Source organism: Sporosarcina sp. A2, from assembly GCF_050858885.1.
Lineage (GTDB): Bacteria > Bacillota > Bacilli > Bacillales_A > Planococcaceae > Sporosarcina.
On record NZ_CP193898.1, the window covers coordinates 1814153 to 1833548 of the forward strand.

General features: G+C 42.3%; 18 protein-coding genes. 1 reads left to right on the plus strand and 17 read right to left on the minus strand.

Annotated features, from left to right (window positions below; translation table 11 throughout):
- Positions 1-6 precede the first annotated feature (6 nt).
- The 11 genes from nrdR to citZ form a co-directional block, all read right to left on the minus strand.
- A complete protein-coding gene (gene nrdR / locus ACRPI0_RS09030) occupies positions 7-501 on the minus strand; it encodes a transcriptional regulator NrdR (RefSeq protein ID WP_432355917.1) in 495 nt (164 codons plus the stop codon).
- A 162-nt stretch (positions 502-663) separates the two neighbouring features.
- Positions 664-1686 carry a glyceraldehyde-3-phosphate dehydrogenase gene (locus ACRPI0_RS09035; protein ID WP_432352190.1) on the minus strand — a complete coding sequence of 341 codons (1023 nt, stop codon included), beginning with the start codon at positions 1684-1686 and terminating at the stop codon, positions 664-666.
- A gap of 126 nt (positions 1687-1812) precedes the next feature.
- A complete protein-coding gene (coaE, locus tag ACRPI0_RS09040) occupies positions 1813-2403 on the minus strand; it encodes a dephospho-CoA kinase (protein WP_432352192.1) in 591 nt (196 codons plus the stop codon).
- Between the two features lie 14 nt (positions 2404-2417).
- Positions 2418-3290: a bifunctional DNA-formamidopyrimidine glycosylase/DNA-(apurinic or apyrimidinic site) lyase gene (gene mutM / locus ACRPI0_RS09045; RefSeq protein WP_432352193.1), complete on the minus strand. Its 873-nt coding sequence runs from the start codon at positions 3288-3290 to the stop codon at positions 2418-2420.
- Positions 3291-3300: 10 nt separating this feature from the next.
- Positions 3301-5949 carry a DNA polymerase I gene (polA, locus tag ACRPI0_RS09050; RefSeq protein WP_432352194.1) on the minus strand — a complete coding sequence of 883 codons (2649 nt, stop codon included), beginning with the start codon at positions 5947-5949 and terminating at the stop codon, positions 3301-3303.
- Positions 5950-6028: 79 nt separating this feature from the next.
- Positions 6029-7450 carry a two-component system histidine kinase PnpS gene (gene pnpS, locus ACRPI0_RS09055; RefSeq protein ID WP_432352195.1) on the minus strand — a complete coding sequence of 474 codons (1422 nt, stop codon included), beginning with the start codon at positions 7448-7450 and terminating at the stop codon, positions 6029-6031.
- The gene (locus ACRPI0_RS09060; RefSeq protein WP_432352197.1) at positions 7447-8157 is read right to left on the minus strand and encodes a response regulator; all 711 of its coding nucleotides are present in this window, start codon (positions 8155-8157) and stop codon (positions 7447-7449) included. Before ACRPI0_RS09060 ends, pnpS begins: the two co-directional genes overlap by 4 nt.
- A 1-nt stretch (position 8158) precedes the next feature.
- Positions 8159-8638: a MaoC/PaaZ C-terminal domain-containing protein gene (locus ACRPI0_RS09065; RefSeq protein WP_432352198.1), complete on the minus strand. Its 480-nt coding sequence runs from the start codon at positions 8636-8638 to the stop codon at positions 8159-8161.
- A 102-nt stretch (positions 8639-8740) separates the two neighbouring features.
- Positions 8741-9679, minus strand: coding sequence for a malate dehydrogenase (gene mdh, locus ACRPI0_RS09070; protein ID WP_432352199.1), 939 nt, complete (start codon positions 9677-9679; stop codon positions 8741-8743).
- Positions 9680-10030: 351 nt separating this feature from the next.
- Positions 10031-11299, minus strand: coding sequence for an NADP-dependent isocitrate dehydrogenase (gene icd / locus ACRPI0_RS09075; protein ID WP_432352201.1), 1269 nt, complete (start codon positions 11297-11299; stop codon positions 10031-10033).
- Between the two features lie 70 nt (positions 11300-11369).
- Positions 11370-12485: a citrate synthase gene (gene citZ / locus ACRPI0_RS09080; protein ID WP_432352203.1), complete on the minus strand. Its 1116-nt coding sequence runs from the start codon at positions 12483-12485 to the stop codon at positions 11370-11372.
- A 297-nt stretch (positions 12486-12782) separates the two neighbouring features.
- Here citZ and ACRPI0_RS09085 point away from each other — a divergent pair, with 297 nt between their 5' ends.
- Complete coding sequence (locus ACRPI0_RS09085) at positions 12783-13643, plus strand: AI-2E family transporter (protein WP_432355918.1); 861 nt, start codon at positions 12783-12785, stop codon at positions 13641-13643.
- Here ACRPI0_RS09085 and ACRPI0_RS09090 read toward each other — a convergent pair.
- The 6 genes from ACRPI0_RS09090 to ACRPI0_RS09115 are packed head-to-tail and all read right to left on the minus strand — an operon-like array spanning position 13633 to position 19340.
- Entirely contained in the window at positions 13633-14016 is a 384-nt protein-coding gene (locus tag ACRPI0_RS09090; protein ID WP_432352205.1) for an FxsA family protein, read from the minus strand. The two genes, ACRPI0_RS09085 and ACRPI0_RS09090, sit on opposite strands and share 11 nt — an antisense overlap.
- 59 nt (positions 14017-14075) lie before the next feature.
- Positions 14076-15836, minus strand: a complete 1761-nt coding sequence (gene pyk, locus ACRPI0_RS09095; RefSeq protein WP_432352207.1) for a pyruvate kinase — start codon at positions 15834-15836, stop codon at positions 14076-14078.
- A 32-nt stretch (positions 15837-15868) separates the two neighbouring features.
- Positions 15869-16831, minus strand: a complete 963-nt coding sequence (gene pfkA / locus ACRPI0_RS09100; protein ID WP_432352209.1) for a 6-phosphofructokinase — start codon at positions 16829-16831, stop codon at positions 15869-15871.
- Between the two features lie 39 nt (positions 16832-16870).
- Entirely contained in the window at positions 16871-17824 is a 954-nt protein-coding gene (locus ACRPI0_RS09105; protein WP_432352211.1) for an acetyl-CoA carboxylase carboxyltransferase subunit alpha, read from the minus strand.
- Positions 17821-18684: an acetyl-CoA carboxylase, carboxyltransferase subunit beta gene (gene accD / locus ACRPI0_RS09110; RefSeq protein ID WP_432352213.1), complete on the minus strand. Its 864-nt coding sequence runs from the start codon at positions 18682-18684 to the stop codon at positions 17821-17823. Before accD ends, ACRPI0_RS09105 begins: the two co-directional genes overlap by 4 nt.
- Entirely contained in the window at positions 18678-19340 is a 663-nt protein-coding gene (locus ACRPI0_RS09115; protein ID WP_432352215.1) for a FadR/GntR family transcriptional regulator, read from the minus strand. Before ACRPI0_RS09115 ends, accD begins: the two co-directional genes overlap by 7 nt.
- Positions 19341-19396: the final 56 nt, after the last annotated feature.

The window sequence follows — 19396 nt, forward strand, 5'->3', positions numbered from 1 at the left end:
TCCTCCTTACTCTTCAAACGGTGCTTCGGAATCATTTTTTTCTCGAAGTGGTCCTTTTTGTAGATTTTTCAATTCTTCAATGAACATTGTAATGTTTTGGTAGTCACGGTAAACAGATGAAAATCGGACAAAAGCTACTTCATCCACATCCGCTAATCGTTCCATAACCATTTCACCCACATCGTGCGAAGCAATTTCAGAAACACCCTTGCTCTTCAATTCTTTTTCAATTGAAGCAACGATGTTATTTAAGTCTTCTAAAGGAACTGGCCGCTTTTCACACGCTCGTACTAAACCTCTAAGCAATTTTTCTCCTGTGAATTCTTCACGGGTTCCTTCTTTTTTAACGATAATTAGTGGTGCTTCTTCCACTTTTTCAAAAGTTGTGAACCGGTAGTTGCATTCTTCGCATTCTCTGCGTCTACGGATGGAGCTGTTTTCTTCAGCTGGTCTCGAGTCGACAACACGCGTTCCATTATATCGGCAAGCTGGACATTTCATGATTCGTTCCTCCGGTTTTCTGTAGTTCATCTAGTATAACAGAGAGAGCGTTTTCACAACACCCGGGGATTGCTTGAGAGTACCTAAACTACCGAGAATAGAAAAAACTGCCACTTCTCTCACTCCGGTTAAGAAGGAAGAAGGACAGTCTTTAAGTCGTGCTTAAGCGTTAACACGCGCGCGAAGTTCTTTTGCAACTTTTTTCGTCAAGTCGACAACGCGTGCGGAATAGCCCCATTCGTTATCATACCAAGCAAGTACTTTCACTTTACGATCTCCGATTACCATCGTAGAAAGACCATCGATGATTGCTGAATCCGTTGAATTGTTAAAGTCAATGGATACAAGCGGTTCCATCGTCAAGCTTAGAATCCCTTTCATGGGTCCTTGCATCGCTTTAACAAACGCTTCGTTTACTTGCTCTGCTGTTACGTCTTGCTTTACATCCACAACTAGATCTACAAGAGAGACGTTTGGTGTTGGAACACGTAGCGCCATTCCATGAATTTTACCTTCTAGTTCAGGAAGTACAAGAGACAAGGCTTTTGCAGCGCCTGTTGAAGTCGGGATGATCGACTGCCCGCAAGAACGTGCGCGACGAAGATCCTTATGTGGATTATCTAAGTTTTTCTGATCGTTTGTATAAGCATGTACAGTTGTCATCAAACCGTTTTCAATGCCGAATTCATCATTCAGAATTTTAGCAACCGGTGCTAGACAGTTCGTTGTACAGCTTGCATTGGAAATGACTTCATGCTTTTCAATATCCAATTTTTCATCATTAACACCCATTACAATTGTAATATCTTCGTTTTTACCCGGTGCGGAAAGAATTACTTTCTTTGCCCCAGCTTCTAAGTGAAGGGCTGCTTTGTCGCGTGCGTTAAATACGCCAGTTGCTTCAATGACAATATCTACACCAAGCTTTTTCCAAGGGAGTTTGGAAGGATCACGTTCAGCAACAAGCTCAACTCGTTTACCATTTACGAGCAATGCGTCTTTTTCGACATGAACGTTGCCTTCGAATGTTCCATGAGTTGTGTCATACTTAATCAAGTGTGCTAATGTTTCTGGTGGATAAAGGGCGTTGATTGCAATAGCGGTAACCTCTTCTTCTACTATCAACTGCCGGAAAACCATACGGCCAATTCGACCAAAACCATTAATCGCTACTGATGTTGTCATGAAAAGTCCTCCCAATATGTATGATGTTATACTGTTTGCTCAAATATCTTAATTAGTATAACACATTTTTACCACGGATAAAGAGTTTGTGCAACATTGAACAATGTTTGATTTTTCTGAATGAGTTCAAACACGCCACTTTCGTAGGATAACATCTAATTGCCGCTCAGTTTCTTCAACGGTGCCATTGTTATCGATAACCGCGTCAGCTCTGGATTCTTTAGTTACCATCGGCAGCTGCGAGGCAATCCTAGAAGCCGCTTCTTCCTCAGTGAACTCGTTACGTTTCATGAGGCGTTCCATTTGGACTTCAGGAGTCACAGAAACAACGAGTATATTTTCCACATAATCATATAGCTTGTTTTCGAAGAGTAATGGGATGTCTAAAATAACTGTTGGTGCACCTGCAACTAGATACGCTTCCTTCTGAGCAATCAGTTCCTTGCGAATCGCAGGATGAATGATGGCATTCAACTGTCCGCGTTTTTGTGAATCATTAAATATGAGCTTTCCGACCATTGCACGGTTCATCGAGCCGTCATTTTGAATCACTTCAGCCCCGAATACAGACTCTATTTCCTTTAACACAGGAGTTCCAGGTTCTACAACAATACGTGCAATTTGATCGGCATCCACAACAGGATAGCCACGTTCTTTCAAGAAAGTCGCGACCGTACTTTTCCCACTTGCAATACTTCCGGTTAGTCCGATAATCATCTGTACCCTCCTCGTTAATGCTGACATTTTTTACAGTACGTCGAAGTACGATTGGCAATTTGAATAGAAGCGGTCTCTTGCCCGCAATTCGGACAGACTTTCTGTCCATACATTTTCAGCCGATCTTGCATCGACCCTGCCTCACCATTTATATTTCGGTAATCAGAAATCGAGCTCCCCCCTGCTTGAATGCTTTCATCTAATACCGTGACAATTTCGCGGAATAGTTGTTGCTTTTTAGAATGACTAATCCGACCTGCTGCCCGCTTAGGATGGATACCCATCCTGAACAAAGCTTCGGTAGCGTAAATATTGCCACACCCCGAAATAACTTGGCCATCCATGATCACTTCTTTAATTGGTCTTTTCGCATACTTTTCTTGAGCTGATTTGTGGATAAAAAATTCTTCCGCATCCGCATCAAACGGCTCAGGTGCCATCAAAGTAAGTGGGACATGATCTTCTTCACACGTAAGTAGACGAAGTTCCCCAAAACGTCGAATATCTGAATAGACTAGAAGCCCACCATCCTCGAGATGAAATATCGCATGAATGTGCGTGCGGAACTTCTGCTCCCGTATTTCGCTAATTGCATTAACAACGAACCAAGCTCCCGTCATCCCTAAATGGCTAACGAGAAGTCGGCACCTACCTTCTTTGATGAGATGAAAATAGATATATTTACTACGTCTCGTGACAGCCTCAATCGTGTAGTCAGCAAGTTCAGAAGAAAATTGTTCAACAGAATGACCTTTCACAATCGCTTCTTTCCCAGCCGCTTTAGAAACTGCCACTGTTTCAGAAATTGTAACAGAACGGATTGTACGGCCACTCGCTATAGGTGCTAGCGAGCGAACCACTCCTTCTACTTCCGGTAATTCTGGCATAATACTTCCCTCACTTCGTTTCGTACCAACTTGCTCCAAATGCAGAATCTACTTTCAAAGGAACATCCAATTCCAATGCAGATTCCATCACATCCGGCACGATGATCTTCAATCGTTCAAGTTCTTCTGCAGGGGCTTCAAAAATCAGTTCGTCATGGACTTGTAAGAGCATGCGCGCTTGTAGCCCTTCTGATTCCAGACGTTTGTCCATGTCGATCATTGCTTTCTTAATAATATCTGCAGCCGTCCCTTGGATCGGTGTATTCATGGCCGTTCTTTCAGCAAATCCACGCAAGTTAAAGTTGGAACTTGTGATGTCCGGTAAATAACGTCGACGATTCATTAGAGTTGAGACAAACCCTCGTTTTTTCGCATCAACTATGATGTCATCCATATACTGTTTGACTCCCGGAAAACTGGAAAGGTACGTGTCGATAAATTCAGCAGCTTCTTTTCTCGGAATGTCCAAACTTTGTGATAGACCATAGTCACTAATGCCATACACAATACCGAAGTTTACGGCTTTCGCCGCCCGGCGCATATTGGACGTGACTTCTTCTTTAGGAACACCGAATACATCCATCGCCGTTTTCGTATGAATATCTTCCCCTGCACGGAATGCTTCGATCAGTTTTTCGTCTTGCGAAATATGAGCAAGTACGCGAAGTTCAATTTGTGAATAATCCGCTGCGAACATAATCCAGTTCGGCTCTGAAGGCACAAATGCAGCGCGGATTTTGCGTCCTTCTTCCAAACGGATTGGGATGTTTTGCAAGTTCGGGTTAATCGAACTTAACCGACCTGTTTGCGTTAACGCTTGTTGGAAACGAGTATGAATCTTTCCGTCCTTATGGATTTCTTTCGATAAACCATCGATATATGTGGATTTCAATTTCCCTAATTGACGGTATAACAAAATATGTTCAATGATTTCATGCTCTGGCGCTAACTTTTCCAACACATCTGCAGCGGTGGAATAACCTGTTTTAGTTTTCTTAATAGGGGTTAATCCGATTTTTTCAAAGAGGATGACACCTAGCTGCTTCGGTGAATTGATGTTGAATGGCTGACCCGCTAGTTCATAGATGGTTGCTTCGAGGTGCTCGAGGCGGCCCGTCAATTCTGTACCGATTGTTTGTAACGTGTCCAAATCCGTTTTCACACCGGTAGATTCCATTTTCCCTAGAATTTTCGCAAGTGGTAATTCTAAACTATGATACAGATCGTATTGCTCGTTTTCTCTAAGTTTTTCGGAAACGGATTGATATAAATTCCAGACAGCAACCGCTTTTGTACCAGCATGTTGTGCAAGAACCTCATCAGTAGGAACAGCTTTTTTCGCGCCTTTACCATAGATCTTTTCGTCTTTCTCGATTCCATTCCATCCTACTGATGCAGCCGCTTCAGAGACATCGTCAAATGACAAAGATGGATTTATGATATACGCTGCAAGAGTCAAGTCGAAATCGATGCCTATTACTGAGATGTCGATTGCCGCCATTGCCGCAAAAAGAGCTTTCGCATCTGTTGTAAATTTCTTAGTCTCCGGATTCGCGAGCCATTTTTTTAATGTGTCGCTCTGTTTCAAGTCGTTCATTGGCACGTAAAATACGTTTTCGCCGTTAGTCATCGCCAGTCCAAATAAGTCCGACGTTAAATAATTGTCATCCATCATCTCTAATTGAACTGCCATCTCATCAGAAAGATCAGCATCGGTTACTGTGTGCTTCGTTTCGACATCAATGGCTTCCACTGGCTCTAATTCCGGTCCTTCCACGCCCATCTTTTCAAGCAGCGTTGTGAACTTTAATTCCTTGTACAACATAGTAAGCTCTTCTTCATCCGGTCCCTCATAAGAAAGATCAGAAAGTCCAATTGTAATCGGAGCATTCACTTCGATCGTCGCCAGTTGCTTACTCATATATGCTTGTTCTTCATTGTTTGTTAGGTTTTCTTTCAACTTTTTACCACTTATCTCATCAAGAGATTCATACACGTGCTCAACAGATCCATATTCTTTCAACAACTTCAACGCCGTCTTTTCCCCAACACCTGGTACCCCTGGAATGTTATCAGATGCATCACCCATTAGGCCCTTCATATCGATAATCTGAAGGGGTGCAATTCCGTACTTCTCTTCGATATGGGCAGGTGTATACATTTCCATGTCAGTAATTCCTTTACGCGTAATACATACAGTCGTTGAATCCGTTGCTAGTTGGGTAAGGTCTTTATCTCCAGAAATAACAACCGTTTTTACTGCTTCTTCATTTGCAGCGCGACTCAACGTTCCGATAATATCATCCGCTTCAAAGTTATCCAGTTCGTATTGCGGAATGTTGAATGCTTTTAATAATCTACGCAAATACGGGAATTGTTCAGATAGTTCTGGTGGCGTTTTTTGGCGCCCTCCTTTATATTCACTGAACGTACTATGACGGAATGTAGTCTTTCCAGCATCCCAAGCAACGAGTACATGGGTCGGCTGTTCTTCTTTTAAGATATTTTGTAGCATCATCGTGAATCCATAAACTGCATTTGTATGAACTCCATTGTCATTCGTCAATAAGGGTAAAGCAAAAAATGCGCGATATGCCAAACTGTTTCCGTCCAATAATACAATTTTTTTAGTCGTCACGTAGCTTGTCCACTCCTTCATAAAAAAACGTCGTCTCCCTCCATCTTACCACGGGGGCAGGATGAAATGAAAACGACGTGGTCCACTGTAAACCTATTGCTTATATGTGTTGGCGTATTGGGAGTTTCATGAAAAACTCAGATCCTTGATTCAGTTCACTTTCTACCCAAATCGTACCGTGATGAGCTTCGATTAAATGCTTCACGATTGCTAAACCTAATCCTGTCCCGCCCGATTCACGACTTCTTGCTAAATCAGCGCGATAGAACCGTTCAAAGAGTCGGGGGATTTTATCCTTTTCAATCCCGATGCCTTCATCCGCTATTGCGATGACAACGAAATCCTCCTCAACAGTTCCACGAATCCGAATAGTCGTCCCTAGCTTCGAATAGGCAATTGCATTACTCAACAGATTGACGAGCACTTGCATAAGGCGGCTACTATCAGCTTCCAATAGTAAATGATCGAGACTTTCAAACTCGATGACCATTTGCTTCTCTGCAAGCTTTCCTGAAACCAGTTGTATAGCTTCTCTAATTGTATAAGTGGCATCGACTTCAGTAACATTCAACGTAAACCCATCCTGCTCAATACCCGAAAGTTCCAAGAGATCTGTCACTATAGAATGTAACCTACCACTCTCTTTTTCAATAATGGAGATGAAGTCTCGCGAAATGACTGGATCCGATAGAGCCCCATCTAATAAGGTCTCAGCAAACCCTTTTATTGAAGTAACTGGGGTTCTCAATTCGTGAGACACGTTCGCAACGAAATCTTTTCGTACTTCTTCCAACTGAATAATCTTAGAAATGTCATGAAAAACAACAATAATCCCTAGCCAATTGCCATGCCGACCGATAACAGGTGCACCATAAACTGTTAAACTAAGCGGTCCGTTTTCTTGTTTAACTCGAATTTGTCTTTCGTGAACTTGTTCAGACAAGAAAACATCTTCTATTAACTTTTCTGCTACTGCTGGTAATCCAATCTCTTTATAGGATTTCCCAATTGAATCTCGAGCGGATGCATTGAATGTTTGGGCAAAGACTCCGTTCATCAAATTGACTGTTCCCCCTCGACCAAGCATTAGTAGACTGCTGCCAATACTTTCAATGAGGGTTTTAAGTCGCTCTTTTTCCATAGATCGTTCGATTTTAGCTTCTTGTCCATTTCGTGCAATTTGGTTAATAGAAAGCGCTAAATTACCAAGATCTTTGAATTCACTTACACTCGTTCGAGCTTTATAATCTCCAGCAGCAAGCTTCCGTGCAACGAGTGTTAATTCGTCAACAGGCTTCGTGAAGTGATAGATGATCCGAGATAGTGTAAATAAGCTAAGTGCTAGAAAAAGGATGATTACTCCTGTTAAATAGAATAGGAATTTCTTGACCAACGCAGGATCCGTATTCATGTCTACTATGTTAAAAAATTGACTGATGACAATCCACAAAACAATGGAAAAGACAACTAGTGTAGCACTAGTTGTAAGTAGAATCCGATAGGTATGACCTTCTTTTCTCATGAAAACTCCTCGAACTTATATCCGATTCCACGCACAGTTTTAATGGACCGTGGTTTTTTCGAATCTTCCTCAATCTTGTCGCGCAAATGACTGATATGGACATCTACAATGCGAGTATCTCCACTAAAGTCATAATTCCATACAGCTTGAAGTAACTGATCTCGAGAGAGTACCCGATTTTTATGTTTCATAAGATGAACGAGTAATTCAAATTCCTTCGGTGTAAACTCCAGTTGTTTTCCATTCAGATCTGTCTGGTAACGATCTAAGTGCACAGTCAATCCATTGATACTAATACTGTCACTCGGTTGACTGACAGTATTTACTCTACGTAACACAGCTTTTACACGTGCAGTCAATTCACGAGGACTAAAGGGCTTGGTCATGTAATCATCCGCACCGATTTCTAGACCTAAGACTTTATCAGTTTCTTCACTTCTTGCCGTGAGCATAATAATAGGTGTGTCAATCTTTCGTTGTCTTAAGTTTTGACAAATATCAATTCCATCCATCCCTGGCAGCATAATGTCTAACAAGATGAGATCTGGCTTACTTTCAGTAGCGACTTCTAACGCTTCCAATCCGTTCGTTGCAATAATTGTATGGTACCCATTTTGCTTTAAATTATAGTCTATTAGTGTACAAATCGAAGGATCGTCTTCTACAATCATAATTGTTTTTGTTGTTATTTTTTCAGCTATATCCATATTAAAAATTATCCAATGATTGAGAAGTCAATTGTTGGTCTTTTAATTCAGGAGCTGCGACAGTAACAAACCCGATAACCGTTGGCTTTCCAGATTCGTTTGTCGCATTAACCTGAATAGTTATTTGATTGTCTTCAACATGGACTTCTGTTACTTCCAGTAAGATATTCACTGTTTCATAATGATACACGGGCACAGGAAAATCTAAATGTTGACCGAGAATATAAGAACCGGGGCCAGGTAAATATTTTGAAATAGCTGAAGTGATGATTCCAGTCAGCATAAGCGTCGGCACAATTGGTTTTTGAACATCTGTTTGCGAAGCAAAATCGTGCTGAATATAAATTGGATTTGGATCATTCGTCAATCCTAAGTACAATAGTAAATCCCTATCTTCAATTTTTTCAGTCAGTTTAAGCTTTTCTCCAACCTTAATATCATGAATTCCTCGTCCAACTCTTCTTTTTTTACCAAGTATCAAAAAAAGTCCCCCCTAATTGGTTCTTACGTGCTTCTTTAAAGTTTATCATAGTTCAACAAAAAATCGAGTAGCGACTCAATCACTACTCGATTTTTAAACTTATTAAACAAGCACTTGCATGACTGCTTTTACAGAGTCTGCTGATTTCAACAGTGCTTGTTTTTCTTCGTCAGTTAGTTCCAGCTCAAGAATACGCTCAATCCCGCCTTTTCCAAGTATCGTCGGAACCCCTAAGTAAATTCCATTCATCCCGAATTCCCCTTCGAGATAAGCAATCGCAGGAATGATTCGTTTCTGGTCTTTCAAGATAGTTTCTGTCATTTCTACGAGAGAAGCTGCTGGTGCATAATAGGCTGAACCATTTCCAAGTAGGTTTACAATCTCAGCCCCACCTTTACGAGTACGCTCAACGATCTCTTCGATGCATTCTGAGGAGATTAAGGTATCCAACGGTACACCACCGACTGATGAATATCGAACGAGAGGCACCATATCATCGCCATGGCCACCGAGCACAAAACCAGAGACATCTTTTACGGATACATTCAATTCCTGAGCAACAAATGTCCGAAAACGCGCTGTATCTAGAACGCCTGATTGTCCGATGACGCGTTCTTTCGGGAGTCCTGATTCTTTGTAGACTGTATAGGTCATCGCATCGACTGGGTTGGTGAGAACCAAAATAGTTGTATTTGGTGAGTGTTTAACGATTTCAGCAGTTACCGCTTTCATCACTTTTTGGTTGGTCTGCACAAGGTCGTCTCGGCTCATACCTGGCTTTCGTGCGATACCCGCTGTGATGACGACAACGTCAGAGTCTTTCGTATCTGCATAGTCTGCAGTACCAATAATGGAAGCATCAAAGCCTTGTATAGGGCTCGCTTCTAGCATGTCGAGTGCCTTCCCTTTCGTCGAGTTCTCCATATTCGGGATATCGACTAATACGACGTCACATAATTCTTTCTGAGCAAGCATAAACGCAGTCGTCGCTCCCGTAAATCCAGATCCAATCACAGAAACTTTTTTACGATTCATAGACATAGTAAAACTCCCTTTCAGATTTGATCTTGTGAATTTGATTTTCTTCAATGTGGTTACTTATTACAAGAGGTCTCGTTGATTGTAACGAAAGACGGCGACTCCTTAGGGATACGCGAAGATCGAAGACCCTGGAAGGGCTGAAGCCTTAATTTCCGCAAAGAACGCAGAAATACGGCCAAGCGAACTCTTCTTTGTTCGCTTTGCTGAGATCGAGCCCCTAGGAGAGCGCCAGTCTGTAGTGATATCAACACAGTTATACTATTTTTATATAAACAAAAAGCAGAGGCTCTGATTGAGGCTCTGCTTTTTGTTCCTTACTTATGGAGTACCTGTAGAGTACCTATTGTAAACTTAAAGGTTTTTGATAAGCTCATCAGCGAACTCAGAAGTTTTCACTTCTGTAGCGCCATCCATCAAGCGAGCGAAGTCATACGTAACAACTTTAGAAGCGATTGTTTTTTCAATTGACTTCGTAATCATCTCAGCAGCTTCAGTCCAGCCAAGGTGATCAAGCATCATAACGCCTGAAAGAAGAAGTGATGATGGGTTCACTTTGTCAAGACCTGCATACTTCGGTGCTGTACCATGAGTAGCTTCGAAGATCGCGTGACCTGAGTCGTAGTTGATGTTAGCGCCTGGTGCGATACCAATTCCGCCAACTTGTGCTGCAAGTGCATCTGATACATAGTCACCGTTCAAGTTCATCGTTGCAACAACGTCAAATTCTTTTGGACGTGTCAAAATCTGTTGAAGGAAGATATCAGCGATAGAATCTTTTACGATGATTTTGCCTGCAGCTTCAGCGTCTGATTGCGCTTTATTTGCAGCATCTGTACCTGATTCTTCTTTGATACGGTCGTATTCGTTCCATGTGAATACTTTGTCGCCGAATTCTTGCTCAGCCACTTCATATCCCCAGTTCTTGAATGCGCCTTCAGTGAACTTCATGATGTTACCTTTGTGAACAAGTGTCAATGACTTACGGCCCTCAGTGATTGCATAGTTTAATGCACCACGGACAAGACGCTTAGTTCCTTCTTCAGAAACTGGCTTGATACCGATACCTGAAGTTTCAGGGAAACGGATGTTTTTAACGTTCATTTCTTCCTGCAAGAACTTGATAACTTTTTTAACTTCATCCGAACCTTCTTTGTACTCAATTCCTGCATAGATATCTTCTGTGTTTTCACGGAAGATGACCATGTCACAGTCTTCAGGACGTTTTACAGGTGAAGGAACTCCTTCGAAGTAACGAACTGGACGCAAGCATGTGTAAAGATCGAGTTCCTGACGAAGTGCTACGTTCAATGAACGGAATCCTCCACCGATTGGTGTAGTCAAAGGACCTTTAATCGCAATTAGGTATTCATCGATTGTGTCAAGTGTAGCTTGTGGTAGCCATTCGCCAGTTTCGTTGAATGCTTTTTCACCAGCTAATACTTCTAACCACTCGATTTTGCGTTTTCCATCATATGCTTTATCTACCGCTGTTTCGAGAACGCGTGAAGCTGCATACCAAATATCAGGACCTGTACCGTCACCGATGATGTATGGAATAGTTGCGTGATCTGGAACGTTTAAGACACCGTTTGTTACTGTAATTTTACCTTCGTTAGCCATTATAAATTCCTCCCAAAGTCATAAGTATAGGGCCGGTATACTTGTATACCGTCCCAAAGATTTTTGCTTGTTAGCGTTGGTCGATTGGTACATACTTTTGCATGTCCGGTCCGATGTACTCTGCACGAGGACGAATCAGGCGGTTGTTCTCATACTGCTCGAGAATGTGTGCAATCCATCCAGAAATTCGGGAAACTGCAAAAATCGGAGTAAATAAATCATGATCAATCCCAAGTGAATGATATACCGATGCCGAATAAAAATCAACGTTTGGCGGTAATTTCTTCTCACCTGTGACGATTTTCTCAATCGCTTCGGACATGCGGAAGTACTTGCCTTCTCCACGAAGTTCAGTCAGTTTTTCAGACATTTCGCGTAGATGCTTCGCACGTGGGTCGCCTTTACGGTAAACACGGTGACCAAAGCCCATGATTTTTTCTTTGTTTGCAAGCTTTTCGTGGATATACTCGTCCACTTTGTCTTCACTGCCAATTTCCATTAGCATCTTCATTACTTGTTCGTTTGCACCGCCATGCAATGGGCCTTTAAGTGCTCCAATTGCAGCAGTTACACCGGAATACATATCTGACAATGTCGCAACACATACACGTGCTGTAAACGTCGATGCATTCAACTCATGGTCTGCGTGCAAGACAAGTGCTTTGTCGAACGCTTCTACTTCGATATCTTCAGGCTTTTCGCCATTCATCATGTAAAGGAAGTTTGCTGCATATCCAAGTGTTGTGTCAGGAGCTACAGGCTCGAGTCCTTTACGGATTCGTGCAAATGCAGTGACTACTGTTGCAATTTTAGCTTGTAGCTTAATTGCTTTTAAGTAGTTTTCCTCTTTGGACATATCTTCAGCTTTCTCGTCATATAACCCTAGAAGGGAGATTGCTGTACGCAATGCTGCCATTGGGTGTACGTCTTTGATAGGATACGTTTTGAAATGAGCGAGCACTTCTTCAGGCACGGACATGTTATCCGCAAGCTGCTGCTTCAATTCAGCAAGCTCCTCTTCTTTTGGAAGACGTTGGTGCCAGAGAAGATAGACTACTTCCTCGAAACTCGCATTATTTGCAAGATCGTCAATGTCGTACCCGACGTATGTAAGGGTATCATCGATGATTGAACTGATTGCGGACTGTGTCGCTACAATTCCTTCTAAACCTTTAGTAGATGTCATGAAACTCTCTCCTTCAGTCAGTAGCCGTTAGTCAACCGTCTATTGTTAGTTGAGGTGTTCGGCTGATCTGCTAATATTGTTTCCGTCTAAAAACGCTTACAAAATTCATTATAATCAACTTTGTCTGTTTTGTGAATGAAAATGCATACGATTTCCAGGAAAACTAGTGAATCGGAGTGAATTTCTATTAAAAAGTGGAGTACCGCTACCTTTTTTAAAGAATATATAGTACCTCTCATCCCAGGAGTCATTGGAGCAATTTTTCTATTTACGGTTCCCCCAGCAGGTATTGCCATTATTCTTGCCTATTTTGCAGCACCTGTCGTTCGTATTTTTCACGACATATTTCGATTCCCGCGCACTCTTTCAACACTACTTGCGATGCTTGTTATTTTAAGTGTAGTTGTCGGGATCTTCTCAATGGCGGTGCAAGGGTTAATCGATACATTACCTGTTGCAGAACGTCACTTAGAACCGTACACCGGAAATCAGGATTGGTCAGGCGTTGCCATCACTTTCTTAAAAGAGAACGTATTTACAGCGGGTCATAGTTTAATTGAACATACTGTTACATTTACTGGTGTGCTATTTCAACAAGTACTCACAGTCTTCATCTTCCTGGTCGCCTTCTTCTTTGCTCTTCGCGAAACAGGAAAAGACCGATTCTGGTTTCTCGTCTACTTTCCAACGTCCATGCGCCGCCAAGCACATAAGTTGTTTAAGAAATCAGGAGAACTGATCGGTCATTTCATCTCAATTGAAGCACGATTATTTTGTGTCACGTTTCTTTTATTGCTAATCGGATTTTTTTCACTGTCCTTCACTGCACCTATTGGAACCGCTTTTCTAATATCACTAGCAGATAGCTTACCACTCTTAGGGACAGGTTTGTTCCTCATACCGATGATTCTTTTTTATTTTTATACAGGAAATTATATTTTCGGTTCTGCATTACTGATGCTCTATATTTTAACACTCATCACGCGTCAACTTGCAGAATCCTATTTGTGGGCATCTACGTTCCGAGTTAAGCCTATCCATGCATTTCTCATAACAGCCAGTTCGTTCTACTTATTCGGATTACCAGGAATTTTACTGACACCTTTCCTGTTGTTCACCGCTATGAAAATAAGACATCACCCGAAATTTACCGGATGATCAACGTTCCTTTTTTCATCTTATTATAAATTTGACGGATAATGAATGGACGAAGTATCTTTCTCGGCCAGCTGAATAGCAACAGCACACCAATAATATCGGTTATGAAACCGGGGATGAGCAACAGTAAGCCACCGGCGAGAATACAAAGTCCATCAATTATCGGTGGGCCGGGGGCATCCCCTGCTGCCATACGTTCCCTAAATTCCACGATTGCACGAAATCCTTGTCTCTTTGCCATATATGCTCCACCTATTCCAGTAAGGAGAATAATGGAAATCGTTGGCATAACGCCTAACTGGTTACCTGCCACAAGGAGCAATGTTAGTTCACTTGCAGGCACGACCAAAAACAGGAGTACTAACCATTTCATAAAATTGCCTCCATTTCGAGAAAAACCGCTTTCCTAAAGTTCAGGAAGCGGTTTTTGTGTTATAAGACTTTAGCATGACCTTTATAAATAACACCAGTTTCAGCGTCCATGGTGATTTCTTTATCGTGCTTAATGATTTCTGTCGCGTTTTTCACACCAACAATCACCGGGATTCCTAAATTCAAACCTACGATAGCACCGTGACTAGTTAACCCGCCTTCTTCTGTAATTAAGCCAGCACACTTTTCAAGTACAGGGAGCATATCACGATCGGTAGAATGCGTCACGAGGATTGCACCTTCCATATCGTAAGCTTCAGCTTCAGCTGCACTTCGCGCTACAATTGCACGTCCATAAGCAACAGACTTACCAATACCTTGTCCTTTTGCTAGCAAATCACCGATAACGTGGATCTTCATAAGGTTCGTTGTGCCCGCCTCTCCTACAGGAACACCTGCAGTGATGATCACAACATCTCCGTGTGTAACGTACTTATGTTTTACGCTCTCTTCAACAGAAACTTCCAAAATCGAGTCAATCGAACTCACTCCGTTTCCTACAATCGGATACGCTCCCCATACGAGTGACAGTCTTCGAGCTACTTGCTCAGATGATGTAACTGCAATAATTGGGCAACCTGGTCGATATTTTGCAATCATACGTGCTGTCGTTCCACTTTCAGTCGGAGCAATAACAGCTTTCACTTTTAAATTGATCGCTGTATAAGCAGCAGCTTGTCCAATTGCATCTGTCAAATTACCGTGTTTTTCTCTACGACGCGTAGAAATGAATGAACGATAGTCGAAAGATTCTTCGATTTTGTTTGCGATACGAACCATTGTCTCTACAGACTCGACTGGATATAAACCAGCTGCAGTTTCACCTGATAGCATGATTGCATCTGTTCCGTCGAAGATAGCATTCGCGACATCACTTGCTTCCGCACGTGTTGGGCGTGGGTTACGTTGCATCGAATCTAGCATTTGAGTAGCTGTAATGACAGGTTTTCCTGCCTGGTTACATTTATTAATTAGTTGCTTTTGAATGACAGGAACTTCTTCAGGTGGGATTTCAACTCCAAGGTCACCGCGGGCAACCATGAGTCCATCTGATACTTCAATAATCGTATCGATGTTATCGACACCTTCTTGGTTCTCAATTTTAGGAATGATATGAATTGCAGAACCGTTGTTTTTCTCTAATAGTTCACGAATCTCTAATACGTCTTCTGCACGACGTACAAACGAAGCTGCAACAAAATCGATGCCTTGCTCGATACCGAATAAGATATCTTGTTTGTCTTTGTCCGTTATCCCGGGAAGTTGTACCGAAACGCCTGGAACATTGACACCTTTTTTGTTTTTCAATTCCCCAGCATTCATGATTTCTGTGTGGATCAAACCTTCAGCAAGGTTTTTACCAAGAACTTTTAACATGACAAGTCCATCGTCAAGTAAAATCGTATCGTCCGGATCTACATCATGGATTAACTGGTCATATGTGATTGAGAAGCGTTCTTTTGTACCAACCACTTCATGCATAGACACGTCAATATGCTGACCTGCCTGCAATTCGATTAGGCCGTTTTCCATCGTATGCGTACGGATTTCGGGACCTTTTGTATCCAACAAAATTCCAACAGTCTTCTGTTTCGATTTTGCAGCTTTACGAATTGCTTTAATGCGTTGAAGATGCTCGTCATGGTCGCCGTGTGAGAAGTTCAGACGTGCGACGTTCATGCCCGCATCTATAAGTTGTTCAAGTAGTTCAGGTGATTCACTTGCCGGACCAATCGTACAAACGATTTTAGTTTTTCTCATTGTATCAGACACTTCCTTTTCGCTGAGTTCCATTAGATAGATAATTCTTGAGAGAGTGTGTACATGTCTTTATCAAATTCAGAATCACCTTCGAATACACGTGCCAAATCATATTCCACTACATGATGATTTTTCATGCCAATCGCAGTAGTGTGTTTGCCATTTTTCAACGCTTCAACTGCTCGAGCACCGAATTGACTCGCTAGGACACGATCGCGTGCTGAAGGGGACCCTCCACGCTGTATATGCCCTAATACGGACACTCGTGTATCAATTCCTTCTTCAGAAGAGTTCAGCTTCTCGGCTAACACAGACGCTGACATGACTCCTTCTGCAACAATAATAATACTATGCTTTTTACCACGATGCGTCCCGCGATTCAAACGATCTACAATATCCGGTAGATCATAAGGTTCTTCAGGTATTAGTATGGTCTCTGCACCGCCAGCAAGACCTGCCCAAAGAGCTAAATCTCCTGCATTACGCCCCATCACTTCAATGATGAAAGTCCGCTCATGGGAAGTTGCCGTATCACGAATTTTGTCTATCGCGTCAATTACGGTATTCAAAGCTGTATCGAAGCCAATTGTAAAGTCAGTTCCGTTAATGTCATTGTCAATGGTAGCAGGTACACAAGCACACGGAATGCCTAGTTTTGAAAGCTCTAATGCGCCTCTGAAAGACCCATCTCCTCCAATCACTACTACCCCTTCAATCTCATTCAACTTAATTTGTTTTAGTGCTTTTTCTCGTCCTTCCACCGTTGTGAATTCAGGACATCTCGCAGAACGAAGCATGGTACCGCCTCTTTGGATAATATCTCCTACGGAACCGAGTTGAAGCAATTCAATTTTACCGTCGATCAATCCTTGATAGCCATTGAAGACACCCGCTACATCCATACCTTCATATATCGCTTTCCGCACAACCGCGCGGACAGCTGCATTCATACCTGGAGCGTCTCCGCCACTTGTCAACACAGCGATTTTTCTCATCAGAAAACTCCTCCTTACTACTAAATCGTACCATTTAGATTACTCCGTAAATACACCGATTTTCCGGAATTTATCATAACGATCTTGTACCAGTGATTCGGAATCCAATGTATTCAACTCGCTTAGTGCACTTATTAGTATTGTTTTCATCTCTTGAGCTTGTTGTTTAGGATCACGGTGTCCACCGCCTAATACTTCTGGAATGATTCCATCAATGATATCCATCTCAAACAAATCCGGTGCGGTGATTTTCATTGCCTCGGCCGCTTCTTTTGCGTACGCTGCATCTTTCCACAAAATCGTTGCAGCACCTTCAGGAGAAATAACGGAATAGGTCGAGTGCTCCAGCATATAAATCCGGTTCGCAACGCCTAAAGCGAGTGCTCCACCACTTCCTCCTTCGCCAATAACAATCGAAATGACTGGAACCGTGAGACTTGCCATCTCTACAAGATTGCGAGCAATCGCTTCACTTTGTCCACGTTCCTCAGCCGCTCTACCTGGATAAGCACCTTTTGTGTCAATCAGGCAGATAATCGGTCTACGGAATTTTTCAGCTTGTTTCATAAGGCGCAATGCTTTCCGATATCCTTCAGGATGTGGCATGCCGAATGTACGTTTAACGTTCTCTTTTGTAGTTTTACCACGCTGATGACCAATAACGGTAACAGCTTCTCCTTCAAAGAAACCAATTCCTCCAACAATGGCAGCATCGTCGCCGAACGAACGATCACCGTGCAATTCGATGAAGTCTTCGATTAATTCGCCAATATAGTCATAAGTTGTTGGACGCTCAGGATGACGGGCTACTTGCACACGTTCCCATGTCTCCATATTTCCATAAATATCGTTTTCAAGTTTGACTAAGCGGTCGTTTAAATTCCGGATTTCATCAGACAAGTCGACTTCGTTAGTTTCGGTAAACTCTTTTAATTCTTGAATCTTTTCACGTAATTTTATAATTGGTTCTTCAAATGACATCGTTTTCTTCATTGTACCATTTCCCCCTTCGTATGAAGTCGGATAATGCGAGAAAGCACATCTTGCAAGTCGACCCGGTGGATGACTGCATCCAACTGACCATGCTCAAGTAGGAACTCTGCTGTTTGGAAGTCTTCTGGTAACTTTTCACGTACAGTTTGTTCAATGACACGACGACCCGCAAAACCAATCAATGCTTTCGGTTCTGCCAGATTAATGTCGCCAACTGAGGCAAAACTCGCAGAGACACCACCAGTTGTTGGATACGTCATGATCGAAATATATAAAAGACCCGCTTCAGCGTGTCGGTTCAATGCCACACTCGTTTTCGCCATTTGCATGAGGGATAGAACCCCTTCTTGCATCCGCGCACCTCCACTCGCTGAAAAGATCAGAATTGGAATACCAAGTTCTGTCGCTTTTTCAACAGCTCTCGTAATCTTTTCTCCAACTACAGAGCCCATCGATCCCATGCGGAAATGAGGATCCATTACAGCGATGGCAACAGTGTTCCCATCAATCTTTCCTGTTCCTGTAAGTACCGCTTCATTTAAGCCTGTTTTCTCAGCATCTTTCGTTACCTTTGCCATATATGCAGGGAATTCTAATGGGTTTTCAGTGACTAAATGATCGTCCATCGATACAAATGTCCCTTCGTCCATTAACGAATCGATCCGCTCATGTGCTGTCATTTTGAAATGGAAATCACATTTAGGACAAACCTTAAGAAGTTTGCCTAATTCTTTAGTCGGTTCAACATGCTTACACTCTGGACATTTAGTCATAATCCCTTCAGGTACGTCGTTTTTAGACTTCGCATTCGGCATGATTGCCTGCTGTTTTTTCACATTCGTAAATAGGTCCCTTAGCATTCTTGTTCGCCCCTTCTTTCACCATTAACAATGTCGAGCCAATCCATATACCGCGCCACGGCTTGTTGACTGTTACCGCTTATTATCTCATTCAGCAGCTTCGATACAATCTGTTTTTCGTGATCTGCCATCGCTACATGGAACGGGACCCGACTATATTGTTTTAACAAAAACCAAATTTTCAAAGACAAGCGGTTCTCTGAAACCACAAGGATTTCTTGCAACAGCTCTTCTCTGACTACCGGTTCAGTTCCTTCTAATTTGGTTAAAAAACTAGTCCATATTGGCAGCTTTCTAAGTTCCGGATTTTCTGAGACACATTCAATCGCCGCTTTCTCATGAATACGACGCGTAACTTCTACAGAGCGTACCGATTGAGGATTCTGCATAATAAATGTCGACAGAATCTCTACCAATTGATGCTTTTTGTAGTCAGCAAGAAACGTCCCTTCACCTCTTCTAGTTTCAATAAGTCCAAGAAGTTCTAGACTCCGAAGAGCTTCACGAATCGTAGACCTACCGACTTGTAATCGATCTGCAAGTACACGCTCAGAGGGCAATTTGTCACCTACGACTGCCCCTTCTTCTTTAATGATGGTACGCAAGTCGGAAACAATATCGAGAAATCGTTTCGATGATGGAGGAGTATTTTCCATGTCCAAACTCCTTTTACGCTACATTCTTAAGTGGTCTGACCACTTTACTATATAAG